Annotated in this window: 15 protein-coding genes and 1 tRNA gene; 6 read left to right on the top strand and 10 right to left on the bottom strand. The window is 37.9% G+C overall.

What is annotated here, in order from left to right; all coding sequences use genetic code 11:
* Positions 1-268: 268 nt before the first annotated feature.
* The 4 genes from ACTF48_RS02370 to ACTF48_RS02355 all read right to left on the bottom strand — a co-directional run bounded on the left by ACTF48_RS02370 (position 269) and on the right by ACTF48_RS02355 (position 3,401).
* A tRNA-Ser gene (locus ACTF48_RS02370) sits at positions 269-353 on the bottom strand.
* 46 nt (positions 354-399) lie between these two features.
* Positions 400-1,467: an asparaginase gene (locus ACTF48_RS02365; RefSeq protein WP_438961532.1), complete on the bottom strand. Its 1,068-nt coding sequence runs from the start codon at positions 1,465-1,467 to the stop codon at positions 400-402.
* Complete coding sequence (locus ACTF48_RS02360) at positions 1,457-2,587, bottom strand: 1-acyl-sn-glycerol-3-phosphate acyltransferase (RefSeq protein WP_438961531.1); 1,131 nt, start codon at positions 2,585-2,587, stop codon at positions 1,457-1,459. The genes ACTF48_RS02365 and ACTF48_RS02360 overlap by 11 nt, the downstream gene beginning before the upstream one ends.
* Positions 2,588-2,633: 46 nt before the next feature.
* On the bottom strand, positions 2,634-3,401 hold the full coding sequence (locus ACTF48_RS02355) for a TatD family hydrolase (protein ID WP_438961530.1): 768 nt from the start codon (positions 3,399-3,401) through the stop codon (positions 2,634-2,636).
* On the opposite strand from ACTF48_RS02355, the gene ACTF48_RS02350 reads away from it, so the two are divergent.
* Positions 3,381-3,914: a retropepsin-like aspartic protease gene (locus ACTF48_RS02350; RefSeq protein ID WP_438961529.1), complete on the top strand. Its 534-nt coding sequence runs from the start codon at positions 3,381-3,383 to the stop codon at positions 3,912-3,914. The two genes, ACTF48_RS02355 and ACTF48_RS02350, sit on opposite strands and share 21 nt — an antisense overlap.
* 52 nt (positions 3,915-3,966) lie before the next feature.
* Here ACTF48_RS02350 and ACTF48_RS02345 read toward each other — a convergent pair whose 3' ends face one another.
* Positions 3,967-4,794: a DUF6252 family protein gene (locus tag ACTF48_RS02345; RefSeq protein WP_438961528.1), complete on the bottom strand. Its 828-nt coding sequence runs from the start codon at positions 4,792-4,794 to the stop codon at positions 3,967-3,969.
* Between the two features lie 124 nt (positions 4,795-4,918).
* Between ACTF48_RS02345 and ACTF48_RS02340 the strand changes: the two genes are divergently transcribed.
* The 5 genes from ACTF48_RS02340 to ACTF48_RS02320 all read left to right on the top strand — a co-directional run bounded on the left by ACTF48_RS02340 (position 4,919) and on the right by ACTF48_RS02320 (position 9,067).
* The gene (locus ACTF48_RS02340; protein ID WP_438961527.1) at positions 4,919-5,431 is read left to right on the top strand and encodes a 30S ribosomal protein S16; all 513 of its coding nucleotides are present in this window, start codon (positions 4,919-4,921) and stop codon (positions 5,429-5,431) included.
* A 10-nt stretch (positions 5,432-5,441) separates the two neighbouring features.
* Positions 5,442-5,972 carry a ribosome maturation factor RimM gene (gene rimM, locus ACTF48_RS02335; RefSeq protein WP_438961526.1) on the top strand — a complete coding sequence of 177 codons (531 nt, stop codon included), beginning with the start codon at positions 5,442-5,444 and terminating at the stop codon, positions 5,970-5,972.
* Between the two features lie 160 nt (positions 5,973-6,132).
* Complete coding sequence (locus ACTF48_RS02330) at positions 6,133-6,855, top strand: tRNA1(Val) (adenine(37)-N6)-methyltransferase (RefSeq protein ID WP_438961525.1); 723 nt, start codon at positions 6,133-6,135, stop codon at positions 6,853-6,855.
* A gap of 56 nt (positions 6,856-6,911) precedes the next feature.
* Positions 6,912-8,090, top strand: coding sequence for an acyl-CoA dehydrogenase family protein (locus ACTF48_RS02325; RefSeq protein ID WP_438961524.1), 1,179 nt, complete (start codon positions 6,912-6,914; stop codon positions 8,088-8,090).
* A 191-nt stretch (positions 8,091-8,281) separates the two neighbouring features.
* Entirely contained in the window at positions 8,282-9,067 is a 786-nt protein-coding gene (locus ACTF48_RS02320) for a DUF3050 domain-containing protein (RefSeq protein WP_438961523.1), read from the top strand.
* A gap of 48 nt (positions 9,068-9,115) precedes the next feature.
* On the opposite strand, the gene ACTF48_RS02315 is transcribed toward ACTF48_RS02320, so the two are convergent.
* The 5 genes from ACTF48_RS02315 to trmB all read right to left on the bottom strand — a co-directional run bounded on the left by ACTF48_RS02315 (position 9,116) and on the right by trmB (position 12,296).
* Complete coding sequence (locus ACTF48_RS02315) at positions 9,116-9,397, bottom strand: NifU family protein (protein ID WP_438961522.1); 282 nt, start codon at positions 9,395-9,397, stop codon at positions 9,116-9,118.
* Complete coding sequence (locus ACTF48_RS02310; RefSeq protein ID WP_438961521.1) at positions 9,397-10,542, bottom strand: Mrp/NBP35 family ATP-binding protein; 1,146 nt, start codon at positions 10,540-10,542, stop codon at positions 9,397-9,399. The genes ACTF48_RS02315 and ACTF48_RS02310 overlap by 1 nt, the downstream gene beginning before the upstream one ends.
* 124 nt (positions 10,543-10,666) lie before the next feature.
* Positions 10,667-11,011, bottom strand: a complete 345-nt coding sequence (locus ACTF48_RS02305) for an MGMT family protein (RefSeq protein WP_438961520.1) — start codon at positions 11,009-11,011, stop codon at positions 10,667-10,669.
* A complete protein-coding gene (locus tag ACTF48_RS02300; protein WP_438961519.1) occupies positions 10,998-11,627 on the bottom strand; it encodes a LysE family translocator in 630 nt (209 codons plus the stop codon). Before ACTF48_RS02300 ends, ACTF48_RS02305 begins: the two co-directional genes overlap by 14 nt.
* On the bottom strand, positions 11,628-12,296 hold the full coding sequence (trmB, locus tag ACTF48_RS02295) for a tRNA (guanosine(46)-N7)-methyltransferase TrmB (protein ID WP_438961518.1): 669 nt from the start codon (positions 12,294-12,296) through the stop codon (positions 11,628-11,630).
* Positions 12,297-12,302: the final 6 nt, after the last annotated feature.

Below are 12,302 nucleotides of genomic sequence, written 5' to 3'. Positions count from 1 at the left end.
ATTGCAGTGTTTTATAAGTTTTAAAATTTCATAAATAACGTATCATTTTTGCTTTTCAATAGCAAGGTGTACTTTTTGAAAAATCTTATGAAGCAAGGCTATCAGTAGGTTTTATAGTATTGATAAAACTTTAATCGGACACTAATAAATGGAAATAAAAAGAGGAAACGGATTAAATGAACTAAATAGACATTAAGCAACACTATTTAAACCGTCAGAACAGTTAAAAAACAAAACCCTTCACATTTAAACATGTAAAGGGTTGCAGCAGAGAGGAAGGGATTCGAACCCTCGAAACGTTGCCGTTTACACGCTTTCCAGGCGTGCGCCTTCGACCACTCGGCCACCTCTCTAATTATGGGCAAGATTACAAAAAAAACATCTTAACCCAAAGATAATTTAAACACTTATTTCGCCTCGTAAGGAGGTTTCAAAATACTTTTTAAAATCACCAGTGGACGGCATGTAACACAACAGGTACATCATTTTTGCAAGAGCAGCCTCTGTAGTGATATCATTTCCAGACACCATTCCTATCTTTTTTAAATGCACACTAGTTTCATATTTACCCATATCTACAGCGCCACCACGACATTGTGTAACATTTACAACCTTGATTCCTTTCAGCAATGCTTCTCGCAATGTCTCTATAAACCAGCTTATCGTAGGAGCGTTACCGCTGCCATAGGTTTCTAGCACTATTCCTTGTAAATCTTCTATGCTACATATGGCTCGCACTACCGCTTCTGTAATCCCTGGAAACAACTTTAAGACCACAACCCTAGAATCCATTTCGGGCCTGTAAATCATCTTAGAAAATGATGTTAGTTGTGGATTCGCTTTCGCAAAAGCGTGATCATCAAGACCACCTTTCCATAACAACTGCTTATCTATATTCAAATGCACTCCACTAACAGCCAGTGGTGGATAATTAGGAGAGCTAAAGGCTTCAAAATGCTCTGCATTCATTTTTGCCGTGCGATTTGCTCTGTATAATTGGTATTCAAAATAAACACACACTTCTTTTATAATAGGAGCGTCATTTTCCCACTCTGCCGCGAGCTGTATGCTGGTGATAAGATTCTCCTTTGCGTCTGTGCGCAAATCACCTATAGGAAGTTGCGAACCAGTTAAAATGATAGGTTTAGTAAGGTTTTCAAACATAAAACTAAGCGCACTACCGGTATGAGACATAGTATCGCTACCATGCAACACTACAAAACCGTGATAATCATCATAACTCGAGTTGATCATATCTCCTAGCACACGCCAGTGTTTCAAGTCCATGTCTGATGAATCAATAGGGCTATCAAACGAAGTGGTCTCTATATGGCAGTCCAGGTGTTTTAACTCAGGTATGTGATACAGTAATTTACTGAAATCAAAGGATCGCAAAGCACCCGTTTCTGGATCTTTAATCATCCCTATGGTTCCACCCGTGTATATAAGTAGAATCTTAGGCCTCATTTACCACCGCTAGTTTTTCTTTATTCATGACTGGTCTTGCATACATCATTAAAAAACTTTCTACGGCTTTTTCATCTTCTACATTAACTCTTAAACGCAAACGGCGCTCAAAATATGCTAGATCCTTATCAGAATAGAACTGCTTATATTTCTTAGAATTATGAATAAGGTCATAAGCTACATAATTAGTAGGCCACAACTTATAATTTGCCTGAATGGTGTCATCTAGCACACTTACTATTTGTTTTAGAACCTGATTAGTTCCAGCTCCTTTATCATTTGAAAAAGAGAGCGGTTTCCCAGCAGCTATGTGAATGTGCTTTTTCTGTCCTAGAGCACCTTTAAGAATACTATTAAAATCTTCATTTTCAGATTTAATATACTCTTCTTCGGCAGCTTTGGCTAGTAATTCTGGTACCTTTAAAATATCTGTAGGATCGTATTCATAAGAAATACTCACCGGCACAATCTTAAGATCATTTAAGTATTCATGAACCGCTTGATCACCAGCAGCTAGTCCTATCATTTTAAGAACACCTTGCTCCGTAACATCATTACCATCCTTAGTACGTCCCTGACGTTGTGCAATCCACACACTACGGTTATCTTTTAAAAGCAGCTGTTTTATATATTCACTTAATTTCTTACTACTCATCAAAGTCTCGCGCGGTCCAGCACCTCTTTTAACTATAAAGTTGCGAGTTAACTTACTCAAGGCGTTTACAAATGGGCGTTGCACCAGGTTATCTCCTATAGCACTTGCGGTTCTAATCAGGTCGTGATCAAAAAGTTTTACATTAAGTAAACAAGTATCCAGTATAATATCTCTATGATTAGATATATACAAGTATGGTTGTTCTTTATCTAGGGTTTCAAAACCAGATGTGGTTAAACCAGAAGAGCTCTCTTCCAGAATACGGAACACACTTTTCCTGATCACATCTCTTTGGAAATCATTAATCGAGTTACAATTGAGCACTATTTCTTTTACTTTTTCATAAGGCATATCCTTAAAAGTGTATTGAAATAGAGTTTTAATCATAGGGTGACGCACTGCACTTTGTAGGGCTATGTTCACCTCTGCATCATTAAAAAATCTTATGTCGTCAAATTGAGCCAATTAGAATCTTTTTAATTAAGAATTGTAAATGTAACTATCTCAGTCCTTACAGACCGAAAATTTTTGTAGAATTTAAAGTAGTCACCTCTGCAATATGCTCTACACTGGTGTTATAAATAGCGGCTAGTTTTTCTGCTATTAACGGTATATAAGCACTTTCATTACGTTTTCCTCTATATGGATCAGGTGCGAGATATGGAGCATCAGTCTCTAGAACGATGTGTTTTAAATCTATCTCATTTAAAAACTGATCGATTTTTCCATTCTTAAAAGTCGCTACACCACCTATTCCTAAACTCATTTTTAAATCTATAGCTCGTCGAGCTTGCTCTAGGTTACCCGTAAAACAGTGGAAAACCCCATTTAAAGAACTACCACGATAAGTTTCAAGTACTTCAAAAACCTCATCAAAGGCCTCTCTGCAATGTATAGCAATGGGCAAACCACGTTCTATAGACCACTGAATTTGAGTATGAAAAGCTTCCATTTGTTGCTCTCTAAACTCATCACTCCAGTATAAATCTATCCCTATTTCACCTATCGCTACAAAGGGTTCTTCATCCAGCATTTCTTGTACATGGTCCAGTTCCTCTAAGTAATTTTCTTTAACGTGAGTAGGATGCAGCCCCATCATTAAGTGCACTTGATCAGGATAGCTCTTCTTTAAATCGAGCATAGCAGGTGTATAAGAAGAATCTATTGCAGGAACAAAAAAACGGCGCACACCAGCATTAATAGCTCGTTGCATCATGTCGTCTTGATCTTCTTGAAAAGCCTCGCTGTAGAGATGTGTATGAGTGTCTGTAAAAATCATGCTGCAAAAATAATAGATTGTAAGCGGTACGCTTTCGCGAAAGCAGATTTATATTTACCACAAATTCAACACATGTTTTCGTTAAGAAAAAGCTTAGAAAGTCGCGGTTACATATCTCATAACATAAGATTATCTGATAAAAGTGGTCACATTATTACCAAAGCTCTTATAAACGGGCAACCAGGTAGATTTATCATAGATACGGGCGCTAGTGCCACGTGTATTAATAGAGAACTTGCTCAAAAATTTCAATTAGAATCTATAGAAATGAACCAGCAAATAGGCACAGCTAGCGGATCTCTTACACCACAAATAGCTCACAACAACAGCATACAACTGGGCATGTGGAGCGATCACAACTGCAGTCTGTTAACCATGGATATGAGCTTTATAAACCAAGCGTTAAAAGCAGAAGGGATGCGGTCTATACAAGGATTACTGGGTGCAGATTTCCTGTTAAAATCTAAAGCTATTATAGACTATTCTGGCAAGAAAATTTATCTCAAGCTTTAAAATAAAAAAACCGCTTTAAAAAAGCGGTTATAAATAATCTATGTATCTTTTATTAATAGAAAATAGTAAATTCCCCATCAGTAATATCAAAATCGTCAGGCGGACCAGTCATAAAGGAAAAAGTTCCTGTAACTGAATTTGCAGCAGCATCTACTGCTGTTACCTCTAATGTCCCTGACACTGCCGGCACAGACATTCCACCAGAAACATAGCTCGCAGTATACATTCCAGATCCTGCAAGCGCATAAGAACCTACAGCAATAGAGTCTGGAAAATTTAAAATAATAGAAGTAGCTCCGTTTGAAGCGTTTACTAATACACTACCACCAGCATTAACTGGAAGAACGGCAATAGGAGTAAATGCAACGCCATCTACACTTGCAGTAAGAGTACTAGGACTAGACACACCACCAGTTCCTATAGGACTACCATAAGGCACTTGAAAAATAACTCCTTTACGCATATAAAGTGAGTCAGCATTCATAGGCAAGTAGCTCACAAATGAGAATGTTCCAGTTAAAGTTCCTGGAGGCGTTCCTGAAGAAAGAACGACCTGTCCAGAGCCTGCACCCGTATTTGTAGAAAACACATCTACTTCATTAAAGGAGTAAATCGCTTCATTAGGCGCACCCGATCCTAGCGGATAAGTTCCCGCTGTGCCAGATTCAAGCTTAAACTCTAGTCTCTCTAATCTATTAAGACCGGTGATCGTTACAGAACCATCAGCGTTTGCGACTGCAGTCATTTGAGTAGACTTAAAAAAATCACCGTTACGCACGGCTTGCAGTGCTGGGATATTATCATCCTCTAAATTATCTTCACATGCGGTAAAAGCAAATAGCGCAAATGACAAAAGTAAAAATTGCTTGATCAATCTCATTTTAAAAAAAGTCTTTGAGCAAATGTAAATAAAAATAAAAGATATGCTGCTCATTATTAAAATAATCCTATTTTTGCATCCCTAAATTAATAACTCGGGTCGGGCACCCACAAATTTTAATGATATGCCAGTAAAAATTAGATTACAGAGACACGGTAAGAAAGGAAAACCTTTCTACTGGATCGTTGCCGCAGATGCACGTTCAAAAAGAGATGGTAAATACCTAGATAAAATAGGTACTTACAACCCTAACACTAACCCAGCAACCATAAACCTAGATGTAGATGGTGCTGTTCAGTGGTTAGAGAATGGAGCACAACCTACAGACACCGCTCGTGCTATCTTAGGATACAAAGGAGTAATGCTTAAAAAACACCTTAAAGGTGGTGTTAAAAAAGGAGCATTTACTGAAGAGCAAATGGAAGAAAAATTTAACGCTTGGGTAGCTGATAAAGAAGCTAAAATCGCTGCAAAAGCAGGTGGCCTTCAAAAAGATGCTGAAGCCGCTGCTGCAAAAGCACTTGAGGCTGAAAAAGCAGTTAATGAAGCTCGTATTGCTGCAAATGCACCAGTTGTAGAAACTCCTGCAGAGGAAGAAGCTACAGATGCTGCTGATGCTTCTAGCGAAGAAGAATAAAAATATCCTCATGCGTAAGAAAGATTGTTTTTACGTAGGAACGATAGTAAATAAATTTAGCTTTAAAGGTGAGTTGCTGGTTAAACTAGACACAGACGAACCTGAGCTTTTTACAGAAATGGAATCAGTTTTTATCGAGATCGGTAAAAATTTGGTTCCATTTTTTATTGAATCTAGTCAACTGCACAAATCCTTACTATTAAGAGTAAAATTTGAAGATATAGACGACGAGCCAGCTGCCGATGCGATGATGAAACATGACCTTTATCTACCGCTTACAGCACTGCCAAAGCTAGAAGGTAATAAATTCTACTTTCATGAAATCATAGATTTTAAAATGGTAGATGTAAACTATGGCGCCATAGGAACGATTACTGGTGTTAATGACACAACCTCTCAAGCCCTATTTGAGGTGGATCAGGATGGTATTGAAATTTTAATTCCCATGAACGATGATTTTATAAAAGAAGTTAATCGTACTACCAAAACCATTACCGTAGAAACTCCAGACGGCCTTATAGAAATGTATCTCGGTAGTTAGTAGTTAGTAGTTAGAAATTCTAAAAATATAGTTGTACGATCATCAATTGATTTTAAAGAAGTATACAAAATCAAGAACTATTATAGATCAAATGATCCACTTGCAATCCTGACATTATCAAACAGCGCAAAAATCATTTTAAACTTTAAACAACCATATTATGAGTATTTTTAAGTTCAAGGAATTTGAGGTAGCTCAAGACCGCTGTGCGCAAAAAATAGGGACAGATGGCGTCTTACTAGGCGCATGGGCTTGCCAGGATAAAACTCCTTATAACATTCTAGACATAGGTGCGGGAACTGGCGTGATCTCCTTAATGCTCGCTCAACGATTCCCAAGTGCTCAGATAGAAGCTGTAGAACTGGATGAAGACGCTTTTGAACAGGCTGCTGAAAATTTTGAAAACGCCCCATGGTCTGACAGAATGTTTTGTTTTCATGCTACTTTTCAAGAGTATTTTGAAGAAATTGACGAAACTTTTGACTTGATCATTAGCAACCCACCATTTTTTGATTCTAGTAGTATTCAAAACGATAATGCTATGGAGAACACTAGAGAACAAGCCCGTTTTGATGACGCGCTACCTTTTGAAGAATTGCTCTTTGGCGTCTATCAGCTGCTGGACGATGATGGCGTTTTTGCTTGTGTAATCCCTTATGATCGAGAAGCTCATTTTTTAAAAATCGCCGCTCACTATAAATTGTCTCCTGCGCGCATAACTCATGTAAAAGGAACAGAGAACAGTGCTGTAAAAAGAAGTTTAATAGAATTACGCTTTCGCGAAAGCGAGATCAAAACAAGTGCTCTAACCATAGAAATATCCCGTCATAATTACACAGCTGAATACACAGCACTTGTTAAAGATTTTTATTTAAAAATGTAAGTATAGTTTTGAGCAACTGACTTAAGCAAAGTATATTTACGCAAACGTTTGAAACGATGAAACCAGACTTATTTGAAGCTCCAGATTATTATAACCTAGACGATCTTTTAACTGAAGAACACAAAATGATACGTGATGCCGCTCGCTCTTGGGTAAAGCGCGACGTCTCTCCTATTATAGAACAAGCCGCACAAGATGCAAAATTCCCTAAAAGTATTATTCCTGGACTTGCGTCCATAGGTGCTTTTGGGCCTTATATTCCTGAGGAATATGGTGGTGCCGGACTGGATCAAATCTCTTATGGACTGATCATGCAAGAAATAGAAAGAGGCGATAGTGGAGTGCGCTCTACCGCATCTGTTCAATCATCTCTAGTAATGTACCCTATATGGAAGTATGGAACTGAGGAACAAAAGAAAAAGTTCTTACCTAAACTCGCTACTGGTGAGTTTATGGGTTCCTTTGGGTTAACAGAACCAGATCACGGATCTAATCCTGGCGGTATGGTTACTCGTTTTAAAGACGCTGGTGATCATGTTATTTTAAATGGTGCTAAACTATGGATCTCAAACAGTCCGTTTTGTGATGTTGCTGTAGTATGGGCTAAAGATGAAAATGACCGCATCCATGGTGTTCTCGTGGAACGTGGTATGGAAGGTTTTTCTACACCAGAGACCCATAATAAATGGTCATTAAGAGCTAGTGCTACTGGAGAATTAATTTTCCAAGATGTAAAAGTTCCTAAATCAAATATTTTACCGGGCCGCAGTGGTTTAGGTGCTCCGTTAAGCTGTTTAGACAGTGCCCGTTTTGGGATCGCTTGGGGCGCCATAGGTGCAGCCATGGACTGTTATGATACCGCACTTAGATATTCTAAGGAACGTATCCAGTTTGGGAAACCTATCGCTGGATTCCAGCTACAACAAAAGAAACTCGCTGAGATGATTACTGAAATCACAAAGGCTCAGTTACTGGCATGGCGACTAGGTGTACTACGTGAAGAAGGTAGAGCAACAAGCGCCCAAATCTCTATGGCTAAACGTAATAATGTAGAAATAGCCATTAATATAGCTCGTGAAGCCAGACAAATCTTAGGTGGAATGGGAATTACAGGTGAGTACAGTATCATGCGCCATTCTATGAACCTAGAAAGTGTGATTACTTATGAAGGAACACATGATATTCATTTACTGATTACCGGACTGGATATTACTGGTGAGAATGCGTTCAGCTAGAAAATAGAAGTTAACAAAATTACATTCAAGGTTTGATAATAAGTTATTATCAAACCTTTTTTTATGCGTCCACATTTAAGAGAAAAAAACTCTTTTATAAAGCGACTTACGTTAATCTGAGGTTAATCTTGAACATAATTTAGTCTAAATGAAAGCCTTAAATTATTTTTATAGCCAAGAAAAGAACTAGAATGAATACCGAAAAGTTATTAGAAATTATTGCGCCTGCACGACATGAATTGCTGCACCATTCACTTTATTCAAACATAAAGACCAGTGATGATTTAAGAACATTTATGAGTTCTCATATTTATGCAGTATGGGATTTCATGTCCTTGCTCAAACAGCTCCAAAGCAGCCTTACCTGTACCTCAACTCCATGGAAACCAGTAGGAAATCCAGATTTGCGATATCTTATTAATGAAATAGTTCTTGCTGAGGAAACAGATCTAGATCAACATGGAAAGAGGTTAAGTCACTTTGAAATGTACTTAAATGCTATGGAAGCCATGGGTCTTAACACTAGCAAAACAATAAAGCAAATTGAAACATTTATTGATGCTCAAAATATTCTTGAGTCTATAAATTTGAGTGATTTACCAGCTCACGTAAAGCAGTTTTTAGACTTAACGTTTACTATTATTAAAAATGGAAAAGAGCATGAAATAGCAGCTGCATTTACTTATGGAAGAGAAGATTTAATTCCAGAAATGTTTACTGAAATTATACAAGGGTTATCTGGCTCAGGTCTAGAATGCGACTTAAAACCTATCACCTATTACTTTGAACGCCACATAGAACTAGATGGAGATGAGCACGGACCTATGGCTCATCACATGGTGGCGCTGTTGTGTGGTGAAGATGAAAAAAAATGGGAAGAAGCTGCACAAATTGCTCAAAAATCCTTAGAATCTAGAACACAACTATTTAATGGGATTTTAAGTGAAATTAAAAACTCAAGTCAAGTTCCAGCATAAAAAAAACCGATTCATGAGAATCGGTTTTTTTATAGTGTAGCGCAAAAACTACAACTCAATACTATCTCGATATTCTTCTGTTAAATCCTGACCAGAAATATCTACTACGGTTTCTATTTGTGGGGCGTGTTTCTTAATAGTAAGTTCCACGCCAGATTTGAGTGTCATTTGGTTTACATGACATCCCACACAGGTTCCTAGTAGTCGTACAGTTACATGCTTATCATCTCTTATTTCCACGAGTTCTATATCACCTGCGTCACGTTGTAAAAACGGTCGTATTTCCTCAAGTCCAGCCTCTACAGCTGTTTTAAGTTCTAATCCAGTCATTATTTCTTCTTATTAACAGCACTACAACCTGCCATGGTAGTTATTTCTATAGCTCTAGTAGGTGGTAATGCCTTGTTGCGACGTACCGTTTGCTCCACTACATTTTTAGTAATATCATTAAAAGCAGTCTCTATTTCAGTTCCTTCTTGCATAGCGGCAGGTCTTCCCACATCTCCAGCTTCTCTTACAGATTGTAGTAAAGGTAGTTCACCTAAGAATGGAATTTCTAAATCTTCGGCAAGATGTCTTGCTCCGTCTTTACCGAAAATATGATATTTATTTTCTGGTAATTCAGGTGGCGTGAAATAAGCCATATTTTCTATGATACCTAGAACAGGTACATTAATACTTTCTTGCTGGAACATAGCTACACCTTTACGAGCATCAGCTAGGGCGACATTTTGTGGAGTACTTACCACAACCGCTCCTGTTAATGGTAAGGACTGCATGATGGATAAGTGAATATCTCCAGTACCTGGTGGTAAATCCACTACTAGAAAATCCAGATCTCCCCATGCGGCGTCAAATATCATTTGGTTAAGCGCCTTAGCAGCCATAGGGCCACGCCATACCACCGCTTGATCTGGTTGAGTAAAAAACCCTATAGATAAGATCTTTACTCCATAGCTTTCTACGGGTTTCATCTTAGACTTACCATCTACATTTACAGAAAGTGGTTTCTCATTTACCACATCAAACATGATGGTAGCACTAGGTCCATAAATATCAGCATCCAGAAGACCTACTTTAAAGCCCATTTTTGCAAGCGAAACGGCAAGGTTTGAGGTCACTGTAGATTTCCCTACTCCACCTTTTCCAGAGGCTACTGCTATAATGTTATCGATTCCAGGAATGGGTTTTCCCTTAATTTCTGGAGCTTTGTTTTGAGTAACTGGTGCTTCTACCTTAAGGTTTACTTTTACTTGAGCCTTTTGATACACTTCTTTATGTATGGCTTGTAAAATGGAAACTTCAGTCTTCTTTTTGGCTTGTAAACTGTGATTATCGATAACGACATCTACCACCACCTCATCACCAAAAACGAGTACATTTTTAATCGCACCGCTTTCTACCATATTCTGTCCTTGTCCTGGAACTGATATCGTTTCTAGCGCTTTAAGAACTTGTTGTTTTTCTATTTTCATAACTTCTTTAGAATCCTACAAAGATAAGCAGCAACTGGCTTACTTAAAAGCGATCTAAATAGGAAACTGATAATGTGTTGTTAAGAATTCCGCTTTCGCGAAAGCGAAATAAAAAAGACATCTTCTATTCACTGAACGGCGGTAACTCTATATTAGGATCCCAGTAAACAGTTTTAAAATCTTGAACTTGATCATCTATTATGGTCAAACCTTCACTTTCTAGTAGCTGTTGCATTAAGTTAGTCCCTTGAAAATGATGTTTACCTGTGAGCAAGCCATTGCGGTTCACGACTCGTTGTGCAGGAATGTCTGGATCATTATGACTCGCGTTCATGGCATAACCTACAGTTCTACTACTGCGTGGCGTTCCTAAATATCTAGCTATTGCACCATAACTGGTCACTCGGCCATGAGGAATTTGCTTTGCTACGGTAAAAACACGCTCAAAAAAATCACTAGAAGACTTCATAAATACGTACTAGTGTGAATAAAGCAATGGCGAGTGTTAATGCAGATAAGATGTAATTAATCTTACGTGCAAAAGTGTGACTGTCAAAACCAAATTTTTTCACATATTTAATATAAGCAAACAGCATCATAAAAGTTCCCGAGGAAGCTCCTATGATAAACAAGTGAGCCATGGGATATTCAAAAGTAAAAAGCCCACGTGCTGCCAGAAAAGAACTAAACCCTATGTAAAACGGAATGGGGAAAATATTAAGAGCAGACAGGATAATTCCCTGACTGAACAGCTTTACATCTGACTTATCTACGGGTTCTATTTCTGGTGCGTTATCTAATCTCGCTTTTATAAAAAAGAAAATGGATAAGGCTATAAAAACAGCTATTGCAAATTTTTCTACGGTCACTAAAACCTCTGGATTATCATTAAGTATTTTAGAGAAAAAAACGCCCACATAAACTTGAGCAATAACGATAAGGCTTGCTCCTATCGCAAATACTAAGGCTGCACGGCGGCTTTGTTTCACACTTATTTTTGCTGCAGTTAAATTGAGTAATCCTGGTGGAATTACCCCTATAAAACCGACTCCAAAGCCAAAAACAAAGTGTAGAAGTGTAAACATTTAACGCAGTCTAAATTTAATATAAGTAATCGCCTTATTTTTCTCAAGGTACTGTTTTTCATAAAAAGTTTGAGTTCCTATGACTTCCTCTGGAGCTTCTGTGTTTTTATAAACGTCGTGATGAGCATATAATATCTCTTCTCCTCTACCTTGAAGAAGTCCTAAGGTATAACCATGCATGAACTCAGAATCTGTTTTTAAATTTACACAACCACCTTCTACCAGTATATTTTTATAACTCGCTAGAAAGTCTGGATTAGTCATGCGGTGCTTGGTACGTTTATATTTAATTTGTGGATCTGGAAAGGTAATCCATATTTCATCTATTTCCTGAGCAGCAAAGGCATATTCTACAAGCTCAATTTGAGTTCTCAAAAAAGCTACATTGTTTAATCCTTCTTCTAGCGCTGTTTTTGCACCACGCCAGAATCGTGCACCTTTTATATCGATACCTATAAAATTGCGATCTGGATACTTGCGAGCGAGATCTATGGTGTACTCTCCTTTACCACAACCCAACTCGAGTGTTATAGGGTTCTCATTTTTAAAAAAGGAAGACCACTTTCCTTTCCACTTAAAGTTAGTAGTCATCTCTTCACGAGTAGGCTGTATAACGTTACCGAATGTTTCGTTTTCGTTAAATCTTTTTAGTTTATTCTTTGATCCCAATACAAT

This window comes from Nonlabens sp. (genome assembly GCF_965660805.1).
Taxonomy (GTDB): domain Bacteria; phylum Bacteroidota; class Bacteroidia; order Flavobacteriales; family Flavobacteriaceae; genus Nonlabens.
The sequence above is the reverse complement of the archived record's forward strand: the minus strand, read 5'-3'. Positions and strand labels throughout refer to the sequence as shown.